This window comes from Protaetiibacter intestinalis (assembly GCF_003627075.1).
Classification (GTDB): Bacteria; Actinomycetota; Actinomycetes; order Actinomycetales; family Microbacteriaceae; genus Homoserinibacter; species Homoserinibacter intestinalis.
On the sequence record NZ_CP032630.1, the window covers coordinates 1,096,386 to 1,117,622 of the forward strand.

Genomic DNA, 21,237 nt, shown 5'->3' on the forward strand with positions numbered 1-21,237 from the left:
CGCGGGCGGCAGACCTGCTGGGCGGCGGGAGCAATTACTCCCGCCATATGACAGCAATTCCGCCCGCGATGCCCTCGTGAGGAGCCTCGTGCTGGGGTCCCGTGTGAGTCCATCGCGCGGGCGGGCGCCGCGCGGCGTTCCGCACCGGACGGCGAAACGGGCATCCGGCGGGAGCAATTGCTCCCGCCGCCTAAGGGTTTCGCCGCCCGCGCTGCGGGTTGCTCCCGCCGCTGGTGCGGTTGCTCCCGCCGGTGAGATGCCGGAGGATGCCGGGCCCGGCGGCCGCGCTCAGAGGGGGAAGCGGATGCCGGTCTTCTGCTCGGCGTCGGCCCACAGGGCGGCGCCGAAGGCGGGGTCGGCGGATGAGGCGACCGGCGTGGTGGGCACGGGCGGACCCGACATCTCGCGCCGCGGGCCGAAGAACTCGCCGTTCACCGCATCCGGGTCGGCGATGGCGCGCACGGCGGGCCAGGCGCCGCGGTCCTTGCCCTGGCCGACCCAGCCGGTGAGGGTCTCGAAGATGCGGCCGCCGCGCGGGTCGCGGTCGGTGATGCCGGGGCGACGCTCGGCGTAGCTGTTGGTGGCCCAGCCGGGGTGCGCGAGCAGCGAGAGCCGCGAGTCGCCCGCCGCCGCGAGCCGCCGCGCGAGCTCGAGGTGGAAGCCCTGCACGGCGTGCTTCGAGAAGCCGTAGGCACGGAACGGCCGGTAGCGCCGCTCCGACCAGAGGTCGTCGGGTTCGAGCCGCACCATCCGCGTCGAATCCGAGCCGAGGCCGACCACGCGGCCACCCTCCGCGAGCGCCGGGAACAGCAGCGTCGTGAGCGCGAAGTGGCCGAGGAAGTTGCCGCCGACGGTCGCCTCGAAGCCGTCCTCCGTCGTGAGGCGGTGCCGCGACGCGACCACGCGGCCGGCGTTGTTGACGAGCCCGTCGAGCGGCCGGAACGCCGCGAGCGCCTCCGCCGCCTCGCGCACCGAGGCGAGCGAGGTGAGGTCGAGCCGCACGTGCGCGAGCTCGGCGCCCGGCACGCGGGAGCGGATGCTGTCGATCGCGAGCTGCGCCTTCTCGGCCGAGCGCGCGGCGATCACCACGCGCACCCCCGCCGCGGCGAGCTGCTCGGAGGTGAAGTAGCCGACCCCCGCGTTGCCGCCCGTGACGACGACCGTGCGCCCGGCGAGCGACGGCAGCGCCCGCGGATCCCAGGCGGTCACGCCTCCGCGCCGCCGTTGCCGGCGAGACGCTCGTGGTGGTGGATAACCTCGGCGACCACGAAGGTGAACCACTTCTCGGCGAACTCGGGGTCGAGATGCGACTCCTCGGCGAGCGCCCGCAGCCGCGCCACCTGCACGCGCTCGCGCTCCGGGTCGGAGGCAGGCATCCCGCTCGCCGCCTTCAGCCGCCCCACCTGCTGGGTGAACTTGAAGCGCTCCGCGAGCAGGTGGATGAGGGCCGCGTCGATGTTGTCGATGCTCTGCCGGATGCCGGCGAGCACGGCTCCCGGGTCCTCGTGCGGGTCGGCGGTCATAGCCCGAGGGTACCGGGCTCAGGCCGACGGCACCGAGCGGTAGAGCACGGGGCGCTCGCCCCAGTCCTCGAGCCGGCGCTCGAGGCCCGCGCGCACCTCGGGCCACTCGTCGACGAGCACCGAGAAGATCGCGGCGTCGCGCCACGAACCGTCGGCGCGGCGCTGGTCGCGGCGGGTGATGCCCTCGAACGAGGCGCCGATCTTCTGGATGGCGGCGCGCGAGCGCTCGTTGATCGCGTCGGCCTGCAGCTTCACCCGGCCGAAGCCGTGGTCGAACAGCAGGCCGAGCATGAGCAGCTTCGCCTCGACGTTCACCTGGGTGCCCCAGACGCGCGGGTCGTAGGCGGTCCAGCCGATGTGGGCCGACTCCTTCGCCTCGTCGAAGTCGGCCATGCTGCTCGCGCCGACCACCTCGCCCGTGTGGGGCCCGGATGCGACGCGCACCACGAAGGTGATGCCGCGTTCGTGGGGGAAGTAGCGGGGCGCCCACTCGGCGTAGGCCGCCTCATCCGCGGGCAGACCCTCGGGGCCGCCGCCGTAGCCGCCGGCGAAGACCTCCGGATGCCCGAGCGCCCGCCACAGGGCGGGCAGGTCGGCGGGCGTGTACGGGTCGAGCCGCACATACCGCCCGACGAGGGCCGACTTCTCCGGTCGCGTCGCGGTCACGCGTCCACTCTACGGATCGAGGGGTTTCGGCGGGGGTGGGGCCAGGCACGACACCCACCCCCGCCGGGTCTCAATGCTGGACGGCGCCCTCAGCACCGATACCGGTCAGGGAGCGCACCTCCATCTCCGACTGCTTGGCCGCGTCCTCCGGCTCGCGCTGCGTGAGCGACGCGATCCAGCCGACCAGGAAGGCGAGCGGGATCGACACGATGCCGGGGTTGGACAGCGGCCAGATGTCGAAGTCGGCCGCCGGGATCATCGCCGTCGGGCCACCCGACACCACGGGCGAGAACACGATGAGCACGATCGACGAGATCAGGCCCGTGTACATGCTCCACAGCGCCCCGCGGGTGTTGAACTTCTTCCAGAACAGCGAGTAGACGATCGTCGGCAGGTTCGCCGCCGCCGCCACCGCGAACGCGAGCGCCACGAGGAACGCCACGTTCTGCCCGTTCGCGAGGATGCCGCCGGCGATCGCGACGAGGCCGATCACGACCACCGTGCGACGCGCCACCCGCACCTCCGAGCCCGGCTCCGCCTTGCCCTTCTTGAGCACGTTCGCGTAGATGTCATGCGCGTAGGACGCGGCGGCCGTGATCGTGAGCCCGGCGACGACCGCGAGGATCGTCGCGAACGCGATCGCCGAGATGAGTCCCAGCAGAATCGGCCCGCCGAGCTCGAACGCCAGCAGCGGGGCCGCCGAGTTCGCGCCGCCCGGAGCCGCCGCGATCACCTCCGGCCCGATCATCGCCGCCGCGCCGAAGCCCAGCACGAGGGTGAACACGTAGAAGATGCCGATGAGCCAGATGGCCCACACGACGCTGCGACGCGCCTCCTTCGCCGTCGGCACCGTGTAGAAGCGCATGAGCACGTGCGGCAGGGCCGCCGTGCCGAGCACGAGCGCGAGGCCGAGCGACAGGAAGTCGACGCGGGTGATGTCCGAGACGCCGTACTTGATGCCCGGGGCCAGGATGTCGGGGTTGCCCGCCGTCGCGACCGCGTGATCCAGCAGCGTCGACAGGTTGAAGCCGTTGAGCGCGAGCACCCAGATCGTCATGACGCCCGCACCCACGATGAGCAGGAACGCCTTGATGATCTGCACCCACGTGGTGCCCTTCATGCCGCCCACGAGCACGTAGACGATCATGAGGCCGCCGACCACCGCGATGACGACGCCCTGACCCACCTTGTCGGGGATGCCGAGCAGCAGCGAGACGAGGCCGCCCGCGCCCGCCATCTGGGCGAGCAGGTAGAAGAAGCACACCACGAGGGTCGTGGTGGCCGCCGCGATGCGCACCGGACGCTGCTTGAGGCGGAATGACAGCACATCCGCCATCGTGAAGCGCCCCGTGTTGCGCAGCAGCTCGGCGACCAGCAGCAGGGCCACGAGCCACGCCACCAGGAAGCCGATCGAGTACAGGAACCCGTCGTAGCCGGTGAGGGCGATCGCGCCGCAGATGCCGAGGAAGGAGGCGGCCGACAGGTAGTCGCCCGCGATCGCGGTGCCGTTCTGCGGGCCGGAGAAGGAGCGTCCGGCGGCGTAGTAGTCGGCCGCGGTCTTGTTGTTCCGGCTGGCCCGGAACACGATGATCATCGTCACGAGCACGAAGCCGCCGAAGATGGCGATGTTCAGCGCCGGGTTGCCGGGCGAGGCGCTCGTCTCGAGCAGCGCGGTGGGGAGCATCACTTCACCGCCTTCCCGGCCTCGGCGTCATCCCGCAGCTCCTCGGCGAGCGGGTCGAGCTTCCGGTTGGCGTAGGAGACGTAGACCATCGTGATGATGAAGGTCGTCGCCACCTGCCCGAGCCCGATCAGCAGGCCCACGTTGACGCTTCCGAACACGGGGATAGCCATGAAGTCGGGGGCGTAGCCCGCGAGCAGCACGTAGGCGAAGTACCAGACCAGTGCGAGGGCCAGTACGGGGAATACGAACGATCGATGCCGCTTCTTCAACTGCTGGAAGCGGTCGGATTGCTGGATGCCGGCGAAGTCGACACCCTCCTCCGTGACCGAGCTGGGGGCTTCGTCGCCCATCATCTCTCCTCATCCCGGGCACGCTCCGTTGCGCACCCGTCTCGACGTGATTGCGGAACACTCTGGGGGTTGCGTCCCGGTGACGCGCGGCGACACCGCTCGTCGTCGCCGGGCGGCGGTCCGCGTGCGACGAACGGCGCTGTGCCGACGACGAGCGACCGCTTATCGTGGGTCGCATGGCCGAGTCGCTGACGAGCGGCCTCGCGATCGCCGTGGCCGTGGCGCTGCTGGCGGTGGCGGGGTATCTGCTGGCGCGCCGTTTCGCGCGGGGGCCGCGCGAACTCGGCACCGAGGCCGAGCGCACCCGGTTCACGACCCTGCACCTCGCCACCCGCGCCGCCGAGCACCTGCGGGCCGGCCTCGAGGGCGGCGACACGGTGCGCGCCGCGCGCGACCTGCGGGCCATGCTCGACTGCGACGCGCTCGCCCTCTCCGGTGCGGATGGCGTGCTCGCCGTCGACGGACCGGCCGCGCTCCGCGAGGTGGCCGAGGGGGTCGTGCGCGCCCACTCCGGGCTCCGGCCGCAGCTGCACCGCGCCGCCGCCGGTCAGGGGCGGGAGGCGCTCGACGCGGTGTCCGCGCCCATCCTGCGCAGCGGCATCCGGGCCGGCACGCTCGTCGCCTTCGCCCGCGGGGCGCGGCCCGGCCTCGTGCGGGCGACGGGTGAGGCGGCGCGCTGGGTGTCGACCCAGCTCGAGCTCGCCGAGCTCGACGCCTCCCGCGCCGCGCTCGCCGAGGCCGAGGTGAAGGCGCTGCGGGCGCAGATCAGCCCGCACTTCATCTACAACGCGCTCACCGCGATCGCCTCGTTCATCCACACCGACCCGGCGAAGGCGCGCGAGCTTGTCGTCGAGTTCGCCGACTTCACGCGCTACAGCTTCCGCCGCCACGGCGACTTCACGACCGTCGCCGAGGAGCTGCGCAGCGTCGACGGCTACCTGCGGCTGGAGCGCGCCCGCTTCGGCGACCGGCTCGAGGTGACGCTGCAGATCGCGCCCGAGCTGCTCGCCACGATCATCCCGTTCCTCTCCGTGCAGCCGCTCGTCGAGAACGCCGTCCGCCACGGCCTCGAGTCGGCGGAGCGCGGCGGCCGGGTCACCATCACGGCGACGGATGCGGGCAGCTGCGCCCTCATCACGGTCGAGGACGACGGGGTCGGCATCGACCCGGAGCTCGCGCGGGCGGTGCTCGCCGGACGTGCCGGGGGCGAGCACGTCGGGCTGCGCAACGTCGACACGCGCCTGCGGCAGGTGTACGGCGACGACTTCGGGCTCGTCGTCGAGACGAACGTCGGCGCGGGCACCCTCGTCACCATGCGGGTGCCGAAATCGCAGCCGCTGCGCGCGGGAGAGGAGCGGCTCGCCGGATGACCGAGACCCGCAGCATCAGCGTGCTCATCGCCGACGACGAGCCGCCCGCTCTCGACGAGCTCGCCTACCTGCTCGGCCAGGATCCGCGGATCGCCGCCGTGCACCGCGCCGCATCCGGTGCCGAGGCGGTGCGGCTGCTCTCGGAGCGCACCGTCGACGCCGCGTTCCTCGACATCCACATGCCGGGGCTCTCCGGCTTCGACCTCGCCCGCGCCCTCGGTCGCTTCGAGCACCGCCCCGCGCTCGTCTTCGTGACCGCCGACGAGGACCAGGCGCTCGAGGCCTTCGAGTTCGCCGCCGTCGACTACCTGCTGAAGCCCGTGCGCGCCGAACGGCTCACCCGCACCCTCGACCGCGTGCTCGACGGGATGCGGGCCGCGCCCGTCACGGGACCGGTGCAGCGCCCCGAGCTGGTCGCCGTGACCCTCGGCGCCACGACCCGCATGATCCGCCGCGACGACGTGCGCTACGTGCAGGCGCAGGGCGACTACGCGCGGCTGCACACCGAGGAGTCCAGCTACCTCGTACGCATCCCGCTCAGCGACCTGGAGAGGCAGTGGGCGGATGCCGGGTTCCTGCGGGTGCACCGCTCCTACCTCGTGCAGCTCGACCACGTGACCCGGCTGCGCGGCGGCGCGGGCCACGCGACCGTCACCATCGGCGCCGTCGAGCTGCCGGTCTCCCGCCGGCTGCAGCCGGCGCTGCGGGAGGCGCTCGACGCCCGCCGGCTGCGAGCCGGCACGTGAGCGAGGCGCCCCGCCCGCAGCGTGTGCGGGTCACCGCCCCCCGCGCCGAAGAGCTCGGGCGCGCGGCATCCGGACCGGGCCTCGGCGACCCGGGGGCGCTCTACATCCGCTCCCTCATCCGCTCGCAGCTGCGGCTCGCGATCGTCTGCGCCGTCGCGTTCATCGTCGTGCTCGTCGCCGTGCCGCTCGTGTTCGTGCTCGTGCCGGGGCTGGATGCGGCGAGCGTCGGCGGCGTGCCCGTCTCGTGGATCGTGCTCGGCGCGGGGCTGTTCCCCGTGCTCATCGCCATCGCCGCGCTCTTCGTGCGCACCTCCGCCCGCAACGAGTCCCGCTACCGCTCGCTCGCGGACGACGCATGAGCCCGGGCATCGGATACGGCTCCATCGCGGCCGTCACGCTCGTGACGGTGCTCATCGGCTTCTTCGCCGTGCGCATCTCGCGCACCACCTCCGACTTCTACGTCGCGTCCCGCACCGTGCGGCCGTGGTGGAACGCCTCCGCGATCGGCGGCGAGTACCTCTCGGCGGCGAGCGTGCTCGGGGTCGCCGGCCTCGTGCTGCTGCAGGGCGAGGCGGCGCTGTGGTTCCCCCTCGGCTACACCGCCGGCTACCTCATGCTGCTGCTGTTCGTGGCCGCCCCGCTGCGGCGCTCGGGGGCGTACACGGTGCCCGACTTCACCGAGGCGCGGCTCGAGTCGCGCCTCGCGCGGCGGGTGACCTCGGTGCTCGTCATCGTCATCGGGTGGCTGTACATCGTGCCGCAGCTGCAGGGGGCGGCCCTCACCGTCGGCATCACGACGGGCCTGCCACGCTGGGTGGGGGCCGTCGCCGTCGCCCTCATCGTCGGGGTGGTCGTGGCGGCGGGCGGCATGCGCTCCATCACCTTCGTGCAGGCGTTCCAGTACTGGCTCAAGCTCACCGCCGTCGCGGCACCCGTGGTCTTCGTGCTGCTGCTGCAGCCCGGCATCCGGGCGGATGCGGAGGCCGTCGCCGCCGCCTTCCCGCCGTTCAGCGTCGGCGGCCCCGGCGAGGTGTACCGCGCCGTGTCGCTGCTCGTCGCCCTGCTGCTCGGCACCCTCGGACTGCCGCACGTGCTCGTGCGGTTCTACACCAACCCCGACGGCCCGGCCGCCCGGCGCACCACCCTCATCGTGCTGTGCCTGCTGAGCGCGTTCTACCTCTTCCCCGTGGCCATCGGGATGCTGGGGCGCGTGTTCCTGCCCGAGCTCGCCGAGGGAGACCCGGATGCGCTCCTCCTGCTGCTGCCGTCGCGCGTGCTGCCGTCGCCCTACGCGGAGGCGGTGACCGCCCTCGTCATCGCGGGCGCGTTCGGGGCGTTCCTGTCGACCTCCTCCGGGCTCGTCGTGTCGCTCGCCGGCGTCGTCTCGCAGGAGCTGTTCGCCGGCTCGGTGCGCGGATTCCGGATCGCCGCCGTCGGGTCCGTCGCCGTGCCGCTCGTCGTCGCCGGGATCACCGAGTCGGCGGGGCTCGCCGGCTCGGTCGGGCTCGTGTTCGCCTTCACCGCCTCCACCCTCTGCCCCGTGCTGCTGCTCGGCATCTGGTGGCGGGGGCTCACCGCCCGCGGCGCCGTCGCCGGGATGGCGACGGGTGCGGTCGCCTGCGGCACCGCCATCCTCGTCGGGCCGCTCGTGCCCGGCCTCGTGCTGCTCGAGCAGCCCGCCGCGTGGACGGTGCCGCTCGCGACCCTCACCATGGTGCTCGTCTCGCGCCTCGACCGCCGCCGCATCCCGCGCGGTGTCGACCGCACCCTCGCCCTGCTGCACCTGCCCGAGCGGTGAGACACCGTGCGTCGGGCGCCACCCCTCCCGCTGGTTGAGTGCCGCGCGCCGGGCGTCACCCTCCCGCTGGTTGAGTGCCGCGCGAAGCGCGGTGTATCGAAACCAGCGAAGGCGCCCCTCGACGGGGCGCCTTCGCTCGGTGAGGCCTCTGCATCCACGCCTGCATGGGTTTCGATACGCCCGCTGCGCGGGCTACTCAACCCGCAGAGGGGTGGCTCAGAGCAGGTCGTGCCTCACGACGATCGCGTCGCGGCCGGGGCCGACGCCGATCGCCGACATGCGCGAGCCGGACATCTGCTCGAGGGCGAGCACGTAGTCCTGCGCGGCCTTCGGCAGCTCGGCGAAGCTGCGGACGCCGGTGATGTCCTCCGACCAGCCGGGGAGCTCCTCGTAGATGGGCTTCGCGTGGTGGAAGTCGGTCTGGCTCACGGGCACCTCGTCGACGCGCACACCGTCGACGTCGTAGGCGACGCAGACGGGGATGCGCTCGAGGCCGGTGAGCACGTCGAGCTTGGTGAGCACGAAGTCGGTGACGCCGTTGATGCGGGCCGCGTAGCGAGCGATGGGTGCGTCGTACCAGCCGGTGCGGCGCGGGCGGCCGGTGGTGGTGCCGAACTCGAAGCCGGCCGAGCGCAGGAACTCGCCCGACTCGTCGAACAGCTCGGTGGGGAACGGCCCCGAGCCGACGCGGGTCGTGTAGGCCTTCACGACGGCGATGACGCGGTCGAAGCGGTTGGGGGCGACGCCCGAGCCGGTGGCGGCGCCGCCGGAGGTGGCGTTCGAGGAGGTGACGAAGGGGTAGGTGCCGTGGTCGACGTCGAGCATGGTGGCCTGGCCGCCCTCGAAGAGCACCGTCTTGCCGGCGTCGAGGGCGCGGTTCAGCTCGAGCGCGGTGTCGACCACCATGGGCCGCAGCCGCTCGACGTACGACAGCAGGTCGTCGACGACCTCGGAGGCCTCGATGGCGCGGCGGTTGTAGACCTTCAGCAGCAGGTGGTTCTTCTGGTCGAGGGCGCCCTCCACCTTCTGCCGCAGGATGTTCTCGTCGAAGAGGTCCTGCATCCGGATGCCGACCCGGTTGATCTTGTCGGCGTATGCGGGGCCGATGCCGCGGCCGGTGGTGCCGATCTGACGCTTGCCGAGGAAGCGCTCGGTGACCTTGTCGAGGGTGCGGTGGTACTGCGTGATGACGTGCGCGTTGGCCGAGATGAGCAGCCGCGACACGTCCACCCCGCGGGCGCCGAGCGCCTCCAGCTCGCTGAACAGCACCTCGATGTCGACGACGACGCCGTTGGCGATGACGGGGGTGACGCCGGGGCTCAGGATGCCGGAGGGCAGCAGGTGCAGGGCGTACTTCTGGTCGCCCACGACGACCGTGTGGCCGGCGTTGTTGCCGCCGTTGAACTTGACCACGTAGTCGACGCGGTCGCCGAGCAGGTCGGTCGCCTTGCCCTTGCCTTCATCGCCCCACTGGGCGCCGATGAGCACGATCGCGGGCATAGCTCTTCTCCCTAGGTTCGACGGGGGATTACACCCCAGCCTATCGGAACGAACCCCGTGATCCTGGGCCTATCTCACGTGGGGCCGCGTCACTAGGATGACCGACATGTCGACCCCCGCGGCAGTCACCTCGGTCATCCGGGTCTCCGTCGCGAGCGAGGGTCGGCGGCTGGATGTGGGCATCCCGAGCCAGGTGGCGATCATCGAGCTGCTGCCGGGGTTCGCCCGCTCGCTCGGGGTGCTCGACCCCTCGCTCACCCACGGCGGGTACGCCCTGCAGCGCACCGACGGCTCGGCCCTCGACCCCGCGAAGACGTGCGGCGAGCAGGGGGTGCGCGACGGCGACGTGCTGACGCTGCTGCGCGGCGTGCACCTCGTGCAGCCGAAGGTGTACGACGACGTCGTCGAGACGGTCATCGACGCCACCTCGAGCCAGAACCATCCGTGGACCCCCCGCGACCACGCGCGCACCGCGCTCGCGGTGAGCCTGTGCCTCGTCGCGCTCGCGGCGCTCGTGCTGGTGCTGTCGGGGCCGGGCGCGCTCGGCTGGATGATCGCCGCCGGTTCGGCGGTGGTGCTCACGGTGACGGGCATCGTGCTGGGCAGGCTCGGGCAGCCGGACGCGGCGGCCGGGATCGGCCTCGCGGCGGCCGCGCTCGCCGGGGTCGCCGGGTTCCTCTACGGGCTGGGGCTCACGGAGGAGCTGTGGAGCTGGCCGCTCATGTTCGCCGGCATCGCCGCGGTCGTGGTCGGCATGGCGTCGTTCGCGCTCTCGCTGCCGCGCGATCCGCACCTCGTGCCGATCGTCGCCGGCGTCGCCGTCGCGATCCCGGCGGTCTTCGTCGCCACGATGGGGGCGGATGCGCTGCTCCCGGTGGTCGTGCTCGTCGCGGTCGCGGGGTCGTGCGCGGGCCTCATCCCGTGGCTCGCGCTCAGCACGGTGCGCATCAAGGTCATCTCGCCGCAGAGCGATCAGGAGATCTTCGCGACGCCGGCGCCCATCGACAGCGCCGCGATCGCCGCGCAGGTGGGTTCGGGTCGGCGGATCGCGGTGGCGATCCGGATCGGGCTCGCGCTCGCGGTGGTGCTGGCGACGCCGCTCGTGGCGGCATCCGGCACCTGGGGTGCGGCGCTCATGGCGGCCGCGTTCGCGGCGATGATGTTCCCCTCGCGGCAGACCTACGCCCGTGTCGGGGTGTTCGTCATCATGGCGATCGGCGTGGTGGGGCTCGTGCTGACCGGCATCACGGTGGCCGTCTCGCAGCCGGAACTGCACGCCGCCCTGCTCGTGATCCTGTTCGCGGCGACGGCGGTGATCGTGGCGCTCACGCTGCTCGCCCCGCGCGCGCGACCCGCGGTCACCCGGATCGCGGACATCGCCGAGGTGCTCGTGGTCGCCTCCCTCCTGCCGCTCGGCGTCATCACCGCCGGACTGAACTGACCCGCCGCCGATGGCCACCAAGAAGGATCTTCAGGAGGCCGTCGGCTTCAGTCGGCGTCGCCTGCTGACCGCCTTCACGAGCGGCGCCCCCGGCGGCAAGGAGCTCGAGCCCGCGAAGCCGCTGCGCGCCGTGATCGCCGGGATCGGCATCGCCGCGGCGGTCGTCGTGGCGGGCCTGTTCTACGGCTTCCTGCGGCCGGGGCTGCCGGAGGGCTGGCAGCAGAACTCGCTCATCGTGTTGAAGGACACGGGCGGCCGCTTCGTCGCCGTCGACGGCACCCTCTACCCGGTCATCAACACGGCGAGCGCGCGGCTGCTCATCGAGTCGTCGGAGTTCCGGCTCGTGATGACCGACCAGGCGACCATCTCGGGCGTACCGGTGGGTCCGACGATCGGCATCGTGGGCGCCCCCGACGACCTGCCCGCGGTGGGTTCGCTGCAGGGCGACGGCTGGACCGCGTGCCCGGCCCCCGACGGCACGGCGGTGGGCATCGCCGCGAGCCCGCTCGCCGAGGCGAGCGACGGCGGTGTCGTCGTCGAGCTGAACGACGAGGACTACGTGGTCGCGGGCGACCGCCGCTTCGCCGTGCCGGCGTCGGCGCGGGATGCGGTGCTGCGCGCGGTGGGGCTCGACGAGGCGCGCCCACTGCCGGTCGACGGCCGGTGGCTCAACCTCTTCGCGCCGGGTGACGAGCTCGCGCCGCTCGACGTGCCGGATGCGGGGGATGAGGTGCCGGGCACCTCGCTCATCGTGGGCCAGGTGGTGCACCCCGACGGCACCCCCGACGACCGGCGGTTCCTGGTGACCTCGGACGGCCGGCTCGCCCCGCTCGGCGAACTCGCGTACCAGCTCTACCTGCTGGGCGCGGGGGCCGTGCTCGGCCCCGCCGTCTCGGTCTCCCCCGCCCAGCTCGCGGCGCTCCCGACGGCGGATGCGCCGGCGGGCGGGGACTGGCCGTCCGGCACGCTCGCCCCCCTCGAGGGCACCGCCTGCGCGCTCCTGCAGCACGACGACACGGGCGACCCCACGACGGTGCTGGCCGCCGCGGCGGCGGCCCCCGCGGTCGCGCTCGACGCCGACGGGGTGCGCCTGCAGCCCTCGACCGGCGCGCTCGTGCGCGGGGGCGGGGTCGGCTCCGACAGCCAGGGCGTCGTCACGATCGTCGACGCCACCGGCACGGCGTTCCCCGTCCCGGGTGCCGACGAGGAGGTGCTGGCGCGGCTCGGCTACCTGCCCGAGCACGTGTCGCGCGTCACCGACCGCTGGCTGCAGTTCCTGCCGTCGGGCCCCGAGCTCACGGTCGCCGCGGCGGGCTCCACCCCCGACACCGGCGAGCGCGTCGTCGAGCCGCCGTCCGACGAGCCCACCCCCTCGGCCCTCGCCGTCGACGGCCGCACCGCGGCCGCCGACGAGTGCACGCCGGGGGTCGTCGCCTTCCAGGCCGGCACGCCGACCCCGCTCACCCAGCTGCAGTTGTCGGCGGCGTCGGCGCTCGCGACCGGGCAGGGGGTGCTCGTGGCGGTCGTCGACTCGGGCATCGACGCCGCGAACCCGCAGCTCGCGGGTGCGGTGGTGGGCGGAGTGGACCTCGTGGGCGACGGGACCGACCCGCACGGCTTCACCGACGTCAAGGGGCACGGCACGGCGGTCGCGGGCATCATCGCCGCGCGCCCCGTGGAGGGCTCGGGCATCGTCGGGGTGGCGCCACAGGCCGAGCTGCTCTCGGTGCGGGTGTTCCGCGGCGACGACGACCGCTCGGTCGAGGCCGGCTTCGGCCCCGACACCGCGAAGGTGACGGCCGGCATCCGCTGGGCGGTCGCCCACGGCGCCGACGTCATCAACCTCTCGCTCAGCCAGCCCGTCGACGACCCGGAGCTCGCGGCCGCCGTGCGCGAGGCGGTCGCCGCGGGGGTCGTGCTCGTCGCGAGCGGGGGCAACCGCGACACCGCGGTCGTCACGACCGACGGTCTGCGCTATCCGGCCGCCTACCCGGATGTGCTGGGGGTCGCGGCCGCGGGACTCGACGGGCGCGTCACCGAGACGTCGATCCACGGTCCGCAGGTCGACGTCTCGGCGCCCGGCGCCGACGTCTGGAGCACGGCCCCCGGCGCGGGCAACTGCCAGTTCACGAACGCGACGGATCCCTCCTCGAGCTACGCGACCGGCTACGCGACCGGCGCGGTCGCCCTGCTGCGCGAGCGCTTCCCCGAGGAGACCCCCGCGCAGCTCGAGTACCGGCTCATGGTGAGCGCCGCGCGCGCCGACCCCGACACCCGCGACGACCGCGACGGCTGGGGCTTCATCCAGCCGTTCGAGGCGCTCACGGTGCTGCCCGATGCCGGTCTGCGCGGCCCCGCCGCCCCCGAGGGCGTGGGGGCGCCCGCCCTCACCCCGGCGGGGGTCGAACTCGCGCCGGATGCGGGCGTGCCGCCCATCCGGATCACCCGCGAGCTGGCGATCGGCATCGCGAGCCTCAGCCTCGTGGTCGTGGGGGCGATCGTCGTGATCGCGCTCGGACGCCGACGCCCCGAACCGCAGCCGCCCCCGCGCACGGGTGGCGGGCTGTTCCCGTCGACCACGCCCGACCCGGAGGCGTGACCCGCGTCAGCGGGTGGTCACGAGGAAGACGATGACCGCGGCGAGGCCGCCGATCGACACGACGCACGCCCCCGCGAGCACGACGACCGCGGTGACCGCCGCCCGCCGCGAGCTGCGCAGCACCGAGGGCATGGACGGCGCGCGGAAGCGGGTGGCCTCCGCCGCGGCGGCGATCGGCTGGGCGGTGGCCTGTGCCGCGGCGACCTCGGCGGGGGCGTAGCTCAGCACGGCGCCGGCACCCACCGCGCGGGTCGCGGTGCGGCCGAAGCCGGCGGGGACGGGCGCGGGACGCAGCTCGCCGCGGCGGCGCGCCCCGGCCGGGCGGGCGAGCTTGGGGCCGACGGGGCTCAGCGAGCCCGAGTCGTGCCCGAGGGAGGTCTCGGCGGGTGCCGGCTGCAGCGGGGCGCCCTCCGAGTCGACGGGCACCGCGACGGTGTGCTCGCCCGTCGTCGAGCCGGAGCGCTCCACGGCGACCGTCGCGTCGTCCTCCCGCTCGACGACCACGGTGTGGTCCTCCGCCTCCGGCTCCTCGTCCGCGGGCGGCGCGGGCACGGCGCGGTCGACGACGACGGTCTCGTCGTCCTCGTCCCGCTCCGGTGTGCTCATGCGTCGACCGTGTCCTCGTCGACCTCCGCCGGCTCGGGCGCCTCGAGCAGCCCGCCCTCGACGACCCCCACCACGACGACCGTGATGTTGTCCTTGCCGCCGCCGCGCTTCGCCGCCTCCACGAGCTCCCGGGCCGCCTCCGTCGGATCCGGATGCGCGACGAGCAGCTCGATGATGCCCTGGTCGTCGACCTCGCCGTGCAGCCCGTCGGAGCACAGCAGCAGCCGCTCGCCGTTGACGACCGGCATGACCCAGCTGTCGGCGTCGGCGTCGGGGGCGCCGATCGCCCGCGTGATGACGTTGCGGCGGGGGAAGTTCGCGAGCTCCTCGGCCGTGATCCTGCCCGCGAGGAACAGCTCCTGCCCGAGCGAGTGGTCGACGGTCACCTGCTGCAGCGTGTCGCCCTGCTGGCGGTAGACCCGCGAGTCGCCGACGTTGAAGATCACCCACTGCGGCAGCTCGTCGAGCCACACGAGCGCGGCGCCCGCGACCGTGCTGCCCGCACCGCGCTGCGTGCCGCCCGCGACCGCCGCGACCCCGGCATCCGCGTCGTCGAGGGCGTCGCGGATGCCGTCGAGATCGGCGCGCACGCGCCCCTCGAACACCGTGCGGAACGCGTCGACGACGGCCCGGCTCGCCCGATCGCCCGACTCGTAGCCGCCCATCCCGTCGGCCACCAGGTAGACGGGCGGCTCGGCGAGCATCGAGTCCTCGTTGAGCTCGCGGCGGAGTCCGGGGTCGGTCGCCGCCCCCACCTCGAGCACGACCCCGTCGAGCACGTGGAGACCGCTCATCCGGCGCCCCCCGAGCGCTCGATGCGCAGGGTGAGCTTGCCGAGCACGAAGGAGCCCTCGACCCGGGCGGTCGCGTTCGGTTCGAGGGTCTGCTCGGCGCCGTCGGGGGCCAGGATGATGACGCCGTTCGTCGAGCCGAGGTCGGTGATCGTCCACGCGTCGTCGGCGCCGCGCTCGAGCCGCGCGTGCACCTTCGACAGCGTCTTGGTGGGGTCGGGCACGGCGAGCGCGACGGAGCCGTCGCCCGGGTCGCTCGGGCGGCGTCCCAGCACGACGCGGTCGGAGGGGATGCGGAGCCGCTCGCCGTCCTCGGTCACGAGCTCCCAGACGACCTTGGGCGCCCGCTCGACGACGACCGTGTGATCCTCGTCCTCCTCGTCCTCGGGTTCGGGGACGAGCACGGGTGCGGGCAGCGGCTCGGGCGCGGGTTCCGGGACCGGCTCCGGCTGAGGCTCCGGCTCCGGCTCCGGGATGGAGACCGGCACAGGCTCCGGGGCGGGTGCGGCGATCGGCTCCGGCTCGGGGACCAGGATCGGCACCGGAGCAGGTTCCGGGACGGGGATGGGTCCGGGAACGGGCTCGGGGGTCGGCTCCGGCTCGGGAACAGGCACCGGCGTCGGTTCGGGAACAGGCACCGGCACGGGTTCGGGTTCCGGAACGGGTTCCGGTTCCGGAACGGGTTCCGGCTCCGGGGTGGGCACGAAGGGGACGACGACCGTCTCCTGCACCTCGTCGGCGGCGGCCTCGGGGGCGCCCGGGAGCGGCGGCAGCGACGCGGGCGCGGCCGGCGGGGCCTCCTCGACGGGCGGAGCGAACAGCGACGCGGGGGCGGGCGCCGCTGCGGCGGGCGCGGGCTCAGGGACGGCCGGCGCGGGGGCGGGGGGTGCAACCTCGGGCACGGGCGCCGCAGCGGGAACCGGCTGGGGGGCGGGCGCGGCGGCAGCCGGGGCCGCAGCGGGGGCCGCGGCCGGTGCCCCGCCCGCGAGCTCCGCGGCCCGCCGGGCGCCGACCCCGGCGAGGATCGTCGCCCACACGGGGAACAGCAGCACCGCGAGCACCGTCATCCCGACACCCTTGCCGAAGGCGAGATTGATGCGGTGGTACGCCGTGATGAGGAAGAACAGCCCCACGAGGTTCAGCACCGGCACGAGCAGGAACAGCGCGAACCACGGGCTGATGCCGGCGAGCCGCAGCAGCTCGGCGACGTTGAGCACGGGCACCCACGCCTTCCAGCCGGGCGCGCCCATGTAGCCGAACACCCGGCTCAGCGCGATCGCGCTCCACACGTAGATGCCGATCCCGACCAGGAGCGAGACGCCCGGGATCATGAGCGCGAACAGGTAACCGCTGGAGTCGTTCATTCGTCGGGGCCTTTCGGTGTCGGGTGGGGGTGGGCTGCGCGGCGACCGAGCCGGTGCAGCACGGACTCGAGGCTGAGGGCCGCGCGGATGCGGGCGAACGGCGAGGCGGCGCCGCGCAGCTCGCTGCGCTCGGCGTCGACGATCGCCCAGGCGTCCTCGCTCGAGGGTCGCTGCGGGGGATGCTCCGCGAACACGGCCACGTCGGCGAGCGCGGCGAGGCGACCCGCCGCGGGACGTTCGACGGCGGCCGCGATCTCGCGCCGCGTGCCGCCCGCCACCGGGCCGATCCCGACATCCGCGTAGACGTCCATGAGCTCCTCCCACGCCGAGACGATCGCCACCTCGGGGATCGACTGGGCGCGGCGACGGCGACGGATCGTCGCCTTCACGATCGGCACCGCGACGACCGGCAGCGCGAGCAGCGCGAGACTCACCACGATCGTCACGACCGCGGTCAGGATGCGGCGCAGGCCCTCCGGCACCCCGGCATCCTGGTCTGCGGGCTTGTCGGCGTCCTCGGTGTCGGTGCTGGTCGCCGACGGCGGCTCGAGCACCTCGGCCTGGGGGTCGTCGGGCACGGTCGGCTGTTCGGGCGGCACCTCGCTGAGGGTCACGCGCGAGATGCTGCGCATGTACTGCGGGGTCACGTCGACCGGCACCCAGGACCCGGATGCGTCGCGCACCTCGGTCCAGGCGGTCACGTTGCCGCCCGTGCACACCCCGTCGTCGCACGGTCGCACCCCCGCCATGGGGTCGGCGTCGGCGAGGCGCACACCCAGCACGACGCGCGAGTCGAGCCCGAGGTAGCGCGCGAGGAGCGCGGCGGCCGCCGCGAACTGCTCGTCGTCGCCGACCGCCGCGACGAGCAGCTCGTCGGGGGCTCCCGGCCCCGCGTTGCGCTGCTGGTCGGAGAGCGCGCGGAACATGTCCTCGATGCGGGCCGTGGAGTGGCCGGCGAAGCTCGGCTCGAAGCGGTAGTCGGTGCGCGCCTGCAGCCCCGCCACCCAGGCGGCCGCGTCGGCGTCGTCCGCGCGGGCGTGCGAGAGGTAGCCGCGGTCGCGCAGCAGCTCGACGCCGCGCAGCAGCCCCTCCCCGGTGCGCGGCAGCTCGGCGGCATCCGCCCACGCGGTCAGCTGCGGGAACAGTCCGGGGTCGATGCGCACGTCGCCGCCGGGGGTCGCGGCGAGCCGGTCGGTGCCGGGATCGGGCGCGACCCACATCCGGTAGCCGTCGCCCTCCTCGAGCGGAAGCGCGGCGCCGTCGGCCACCTCGATCGCGGTCGAGCCGCCGGGCGCCACGTAGAGGGCGTCGGCGAGCGCCCCGGCCCGCGACCCCTCGAAGCTCGGCGCGCTCTCGAGCCGCCCCACGATAGGCAGCCACGGCAGCGTGTAGCCGTCGCCGATCTCGACGGTCACGGGCACCGCGTCGGCCGGGCGGATCGGGTCGGCGAGCCGCTGGAAGCGCTCGGCGCGCGAGGTGTCGACCTGGAAGCGCGTGCCGTCGAAGGTACTCATCGTCACGAGCCGCACCCGGTCGACGCCCGCCGGGGCACCCTGCACGGTGAACAGGGTCGCGTCGAACGCGTCGGTGTCGAACCAGCTGCGGTAGTCGCCGAGCGGGCTCGGGATGCGGGTGACGACGATCGTCGGGTCGATGCCCTCGCGCAAGGTCACACGGTCGCCCGCGACCGCCGGCGCGACGACCGCGCCCGCGACCGAGGCGACCACGAGCAGGCCCGCGCCGAGCGCCCCGCGCCGCAGGATCGCGCCCCGCCCGCCGGTGCGCCGGTCGACACCCGTCGTGACCCCGGATGCGCGCGCGAGGGCGGCCGCGCGTTCGCCGCGGCGGCGCAGGGCGAGCCAGCCGACGCCGAGCAGCACCGTCACGAGGCCGATCGCCACGACGCGCACCGTCGGGCCGTCGAGCCCGGGGAGGGGCAGCCCGGTGCCGGTCTCCGCCGCGCCGAACGCGGCCCCGAATCCGACCATCGCCACGACGAGCAGCGGCGCGAGCAACCCGACCCGGCCGGGCCGCAGCCCGAAAGCGGTCGCCGCGAACCCGCCGCCGAACACGACCACGAGCCACGGCACGAGCACCGTCTGGTAGTCGCCGAGCGGCAGCTCGAGCGTCAGCAGCTGCTTCCAGCCGAGCACGATCCCGAACAGCGCGTCGCGCAGCCCGCGCAACGCCGCGGGCAGCGACGCCGTCGCCCCCGGGATCGCCACGAGCACCGCGAGCGCGAGGTAGCCGAGCAGGGCGACCCCGAGTGCCGCGAACCACGGCCAGCGCAGCATCCGGGCGAGCACCGCGAGGGCGATGCCGAGGGCGCCGCCCGCCACCGCCACCTGGACCATCGCCCCGTGCTGGTAGATAGGCCACGCCGAGACGGTCGCGACGACGACCCCCGCCGCCACGAGCACGACGGTGGGGATGACGCGGGAGAGCGGGGTGCGGGGGGAGGCGTCGGTCATGCCGCGGCCCCCCTCGCCATGAGGTACCGCACGTCGACGAGGGCGCCGACGGTCATGATCGAGAACTCGGCGAACGGGCGGTACCCGGGCTGCGCGCCGCGTTCGCAGCGCGTGACGACCGCGAGCACGCCCTTCGGCGCCGCGAAGGCGGCCCGTCGTGCGCGGGCGAGCGGCGTGAGGCTGCCCGTCACCGCGTAGAGGATCGAGAGGTCCGGATGCGACTGGCCGGTGAGCCCGACCGCCTCCTCCAGCGTGAGGGCGTTGGTGTGCGCCTCGATCGTGGCGGCCGCGTCGAGCAGCGCGACGGGGCTCAGCGTCGGCAGGGTGCGCACCGACATGACCCGGCCGCGGGTCGACTCGGGCTGCTCGGCGCTCACCGCGAGCAGCACGTCGCGCCCCTCGCGCACGCCCTGCAGGGCGAGGGAGGTCGCGGCGCTCACCGCGAGCTCGAACTCCTCGTCGTCGGCGTAGTTCGACCGCACGAGGTCGAGCACGACGCCGAGCCGCGAGCGCCGGCTCTCCTCGTACTGGCGCACCATGAGGGTGCCGGTGCGCGCGGTCGCCTTCCAGTGCACGTGCCGGTGCGAGTCGCCCGGCAGGTACTCGCGCACCGCGTGGAAGGCGAGGTCGGCATCCACGATCTGCCGCGAGGGGTTGCCGTCGATGTCCTTGATGTAGCCGGCGCTGAACCGCGGCACCGAGACGGTCGCGGGGTGGATGTAGAGCTGCTCGACCTGCGGCCAGGCGACCTCGCGGCGCAGGATGCCGATGGGGTCGCCGCGCGCGATCGTCATGGGTCCGATCTGCACGACGCCGCGCCTGCGGGCGCCGATCGTGAGGGGCTCGACGTGCACCGCGCGACCGAGCAGCAGCGGCACCCGCACCTCGACGAGGCCGTCGCCCACCGGCACGTCGACCACGCACGGCAGGCTCAGCCGGTGCGAGGTGTTGGTGAGGTGCAGGGCGGCGTGCGCGTCGGTGCCGGCGACGACGCGGTCGCGCTCCAGCACGAGCCGCATGTCGATGTCGGTGCCGCCGATCAGGAAGACGAGGCTCATGAGCACGAGCAGCGCCGCCACGATCGCGACGACCGCCGCCTCCGTCCAGCCGAGCGCGAACGCCGCGGGGATCGCGAGCACGAGCACCGCGAGCAGGAACCAGCCGAGCGGCTCCACCGTCTCGCGCAGCCAGCCGGCGACCGCCCGCACGAGGCGCGAGGCACGCCCCGACACCCGGCGCGTCCAGGCGTAGCCCGCCTCGACGACGCCCGTGCGCCCCGTGCCGGTGCGCGTGATCGTCTCGCCGCGGCTGCGGGTCCACGACCCGGACCGCGAGCGGCTGGTGGTCTCGGAGTGGTCGCTCACGCCGTGCCGTTCTCCTTGGGTGCGGGCACGTCGACGAGGATCTTGCCGACGACCTGCTCGGCGGTGACCCCGTCGAACTCCGCCTCCGGGTCGAGGATGATGCGGTGCGCGAGCGCCGGGATGGCGACGCGGGCCACGTCGTCCGGCAGCAGGTAGGTGCGCCCCCGGCTGACCGCCCAGGTGAGCGCGAGCTTGGTGAACGACAGCGCGCCGCGCACGCTCACCCCGAGCCGCACCTCGGAGGCGAGGCGGGTCTGGTTGACGATCCGCATGAGGTAGTCGATGACGAGCGGGTTGGCGTAGACGCCGCGCGCGAGATCCGTCATCGTGACGATCGTCTCGAGCTCGACGATGCCCTGCACCGCGGTCTTGCCCGCCGCGACGCCCGTGAGGATGCGGGTCATGGCCGCGTCGTCGGGGTAGCCGACCGAGGTCTTGATCATGAAGCGGTCGAGCTGCGCCTCCGGCAGCCGGTAGGTGCCCGCCTGCTCGACGGGGTTCTGGGTCGCGATCACGAGGAACGGGGTGCCCACCGGGCGCGTCACGCCGTCGGTCGTGACGTTGCCCTCCTCCATGACCTCGAGCAGCGCCGACTGGGTCTTGGGGCTCGCGCGGTTGATCTCGTCGGCGAGCACGACGTTGGCGAACACGGGCCCCGAGTGGAACTCGAACACACCCTTCTTCTGGTCGAAGACGGTGATGCCGGTGACGTCACCCGGCAGCAGGTCGGGGGTGAACTGGATGCGGCTCGAGGTGCCCTTGATCGACTGGGCGAGCGCCCGCGCGAGCGCCGTCTTGCCCGTGCCCGGCACATCCTCGAGCAGCACGTGCCCCTCGCTGATCGCCGTCGCGAGCACGAGCTCGATGACGTTGCGCTTGCCGAGGATCGCCTGCTCGACGTTGGCCGCGATGAGGCCGAAGGCCTCGGTGAACCAGTCGGCCTGCTGCTGGGTGATGGTCATGG

General features: G+C 73.8%; 18 protein-coding genes. 6 read left to right on the plus strand and 12 right to left on the minus strand.

Features of this window, described 5'->3' with window-relative positions:
• Positions 1-288: 288 nt before the first annotated feature.
• From D7I47_RS05300 to D7I47_RS05320, 5 genes are all read right to left on the minus strand, one after another.
• Positions 289-1,209, minus strand: coding sequence for an SDR family NAD(P)-dependent oxidoreductase (locus tag D7I47_RS05300; RefSeq protein WP_170154363.1), 921 nt, complete (start codon positions 1,207-1,209; stop codon positions 289-291).
• Positions 1,206-1,523, minus strand: a complete 318-nt coding sequence (locus D7I47_RS05305; protein ID WP_120762075.1) for a chorismate mutase — start codon at positions 1,521-1,523, stop codon at positions 1,206-1,208. The genes D7I47_RS05300 and D7I47_RS05305 overlap by 4 nt, the downstream gene beginning before the upstream one ends.
• An 18-nt stretch (positions 1,524-1,541) precedes the next feature.
• A complete protein-coding gene (locus D7I47_RS05310; RefSeq protein WP_120762076.1) occupies positions 1,542-2,189 on the minus strand; it encodes a GNAT family N-acetyltransferase in 648 nt (215 codons plus the stop codon).
• Positions 2,190-2,259: 70 nt separating this feature from the next.
• Positions 2,260-3,873: a solute symporter family protein gene (locus tag D7I47_RS05315; RefSeq protein ID WP_120763824.1), complete on the minus strand. Its 1,614-nt coding sequence runs from the start codon at positions 3,871-3,873 to the stop codon at positions 2,260-2,262.
• Positions 3,873-4,223: a DUF485 domain-containing protein gene (locus D7I47_RS05320; protein ID WP_120762077.1), complete on the minus strand. Its 351-nt coding sequence runs from the start codon at positions 4,221-4,223 to the stop codon at positions 3,873-3,875. Before D7I47_RS05320 ends, D7I47_RS05315 begins: the two co-directional genes overlap by 1 nt.
• A gap of 176 nt (positions 4,224-4,399) precedes the next feature.
• On the opposite strand from D7I47_RS05320, the gene D7I47_RS05325 reads away from it, so the two are divergent.
• From D7I47_RS05325 to D7I47_RS05340, 4 genes are read left to right on the plus strand one after another with little or no spacing between them, the layout of a single operon-like run.
• Entirely contained in the window at positions 4,400-5,593 is a 1,194-nt protein-coding gene (locus D7I47_RS05325) for a sensor histidine kinase (RefSeq protein ID WP_120762078.1), read from the plus strand.
• A complete protein-coding gene (locus D7I47_RS05330; protein WP_120762079.1) occupies positions 5,590-6,339 on the plus strand; it encodes a LytR/AlgR family response regulator transcription factor in 750 nt (249 codons plus the stop codon). Before D7I47_RS05325 ends, D7I47_RS05330 begins: the two co-directional genes overlap by 4 nt.
• Positions 6,336-6,698, plus strand: coding sequence for a DUF485 domain-containing protein (locus D7I47_RS05335; protein WP_120762080.1), 363 nt, complete (start codon positions 6,336-6,338; stop codon positions 6,696-6,698). The genes D7I47_RS05330 and D7I47_RS05335 overlap by 4 nt, the downstream gene beginning before the upstream one ends.
• A complete protein-coding gene (locus D7I47_RS05340; RefSeq protein WP_120762081.1) occupies positions 6,695-8,137 on the plus strand; it encodes a sodium/solute symporter in 1,443 nt (480 codons plus the stop codon). The genes D7I47_RS05335 and D7I47_RS05340 overlap by 4 nt, the downstream gene beginning before the upstream one ends.
• A gap of 216 nt (positions 8,138-8,353) precedes the next feature.
• Here the strand turns inward: D7I47_RS05340 and D7I47_RS05345 are convergent, their stop codons facing one another.
• The gene (locus tag D7I47_RS05345) at positions 8,354-9,637 is read right to left on the minus strand and encodes an adenylosuccinate synthase (protein ID WP_120762082.1); all 1,284 of its coding nucleotides are present in this window, start codon (positions 9,635-9,637) and stop codon (positions 8,354-8,356) included.
• 106 nt (positions 9,638-9,743) lie between these two features.
• On the opposite strand from D7I47_RS05345, the gene eccD reads away from it, so the two are divergent.
• Together eccD and eccB are read left to right on the plus strand one after the other, a co-directional pair.
• A complete protein-coding gene (gene eccD, locus D7I47_RS05350; RefSeq protein WP_120762083.1) occupies positions 9,744-11,078 on the plus strand; it encodes a type VII secretion integral membrane protein EccD in 1,335 nt (444 codons plus the stop codon).
• A 10-nt stretch (positions 11,079-11,088) separates the two neighbouring features.
• Complete coding sequence (gene eccB, locus D7I47_RS05355; RefSeq protein WP_120762084.1) at positions 11,089-13,677, plus strand: type VII secretion protein EccB; 2,589 nt, start codon at positions 11,089-11,091, stop codon at positions 13,675-13,677.
• A 6-nt stretch (positions 13,678-13,683) separates the two neighbouring features.
• Here the strand turns inward: eccB and D7I47_RS05360 are convergent, their stop codons facing one another.
• From D7I47_RS05360 to D7I47_RS05390, 6 genes are read right to left on the minus strand one after another with little or no spacing between them, the layout of a single operon-like run.
• Positions 13,684-14,283 (minus strand): hypothetical protein, encoded by a 600-nt coding sequence (locus D7I47_RS05360; protein ID WP_120762085.1) that lies wholly within the window; start codon positions 14,281-14,283, stop codon positions 13,684-13,686.
• A complete protein-coding gene (locus D7I47_RS05365; RefSeq protein ID WP_120762086.1) occupies positions 14,280-15,077 on the minus strand; it encodes a PP2C family protein-serine/threonine phosphatase in 798 nt (265 codons plus the stop codon). The genes D7I47_RS05360 and D7I47_RS05365 overlap by 4 nt, the downstream gene beginning before the upstream one ends.
• Positions 15,074-16,438: a DUF5684 domain-containing protein gene (locus D7I47_RS14725; protein ID WP_157981643.1), complete on the minus strand. Its 1,365-nt coding sequence runs from the start codon at positions 16,436-16,438 to the stop codon at positions 15,074-15,076. Before D7I47_RS14725 ends, D7I47_RS05365 begins: the two co-directional genes overlap by 4 nt.
• On the minus strand, positions 16,435-18,909 hold the full coding sequence (locus D7I47_RS05380) for a transglutaminase domain-containing protein (protein ID WP_120762089.1): 2,475 nt from the start codon (positions 18,907-18,909) through the stop codon (positions 16,435-16,437). Before D7I47_RS05380 ends, D7I47_RS14725 begins: the two co-directional genes overlap by 4 nt.
• Complete coding sequence (locus D7I47_RS05385; RefSeq protein WP_120762090.1) at positions 18,906-20,273, minus strand: DUF58 domain-containing protein; 1,368 nt, start codon at positions 20,271-20,273, stop codon at positions 18,906-18,908. The genes D7I47_RS05380 and D7I47_RS05385 overlap by 4 nt, the downstream gene beginning before the upstream one ends.
• Positions 20,270-21,235: an AAA family ATPase gene (locus D7I47_RS05390; RefSeq protein ID WP_120762091.1), complete on the minus strand. Its 966-nt coding sequence runs from the start codon at positions 21,233-21,235 to the stop codon at positions 20,270-20,272. Before D7I47_RS05390 ends, D7I47_RS05385 begins: the two co-directional genes overlap by 4 nt.
• Between the last annotated feature and the right edge of the window lie 2 nt (positions 21,236-21,237).

Excerpts from the sequence above, each read along its gene's own strand:
- D7I47_RS05305 (WP_120762075.1), bottom strand. The coding sequence starts at position 1,523 with ATGACCGCCGACCCGCACGAGGACCCGGGAGCCGTGCTCGCCGGCATC.
- D7I47_RS05315 (WP_120763824.1), bottom strand. The coding sequence starts at position 3,873 with ATGCTCCCCACCGCGCTGCTCGAGACGAGCGCCTCGCCCGGCAACCCG.
- D7I47_RS05320 (WP_120762077.1), bottom strand. The coding sequence starts at position 4,223 with ATGGGCGACGAAGCCCCCAGCTCGGTCACGGAGGAGGGTGTCGACTTC.
- D7I47_RS05325 (WP_120762078.1), top strand. The coding sequence starts at position 4,400 with ATGGCCGAGTCGCTGACGAGCGGCCTCGCGATCGCCGTGGCCGTGGCG.
- D7I47_RS05330 (WP_120762079.1), top strand. The coding sequence starts at position 5,590 with ATGACCGAGACCCGCAGCATCAGCGTGCTCATCGCCGACGACGAGCCG.
- D7I47_RS05340 (WP_120762081.1), top strand. The coding sequence starts at position 6,695 with ATGAGCCCGGGCATCGGATACGGCTCCATCGCGGCCGTCACGCTCGTG.
- D7I47_RS05345 (WP_120762082.1), bottom strand. The coding sequence starts at position 9,637 with ATGCCCGCGATCGTGCTCATCGGCGCCCAGTGGGGCGATGAAGGCAAG.
- eccD (WP_120762083.1), top strand. The coding sequence starts at position 9,744 with ATGTCGACCCCCGCGGCAGTCACCTCGGTCATCCGGGTCTCCGTCGCG.
- eccB (WP_120762084.1), top strand. The coding sequence starts at position 11,089 with ATGGCCACCAAGAAGGATCTTCAGGAGGCCGTCGGCTTCAGTCGGCGT.
- D7I47_RS05360 (WP_120762085.1), bottom strand. The coding sequence starts at position 14,283 with ATGAGCACACCGGAGCGGGACGAGGACGACGAGACCGTCGTCGTCGAC.
- D7I47_RS05365 (WP_120762086.1), bottom strand. The coding sequence starts at position 15,077 with ATGAGCGGTCTCCACGTGCTCGACGGGGTCGTGCTCGAGGTGGGGGCG.
- D7I47_RS14725 (WP_157981643.1), bottom strand. The coding sequence starts at position 16,438 with ATGAACGACTCCAGCGGTTACCTGTTCGCGCTCATGATCCCGGGCGTC.
- D7I47_RS05380 (WP_120762089.1), bottom strand. The coding sequence starts at position 18,909 with ATGACCGACGCCTCCCCCCGCACCCCGCTCTCCCGCGTCATCCCCACC.
- D7I47_RS05390 (WP_120762091.1), bottom strand. The coding sequence starts at position 21,235 with ATGACCATCACCCAGCAGCAGGCCGACTGGTTCACCGAGGCCTTCGGC.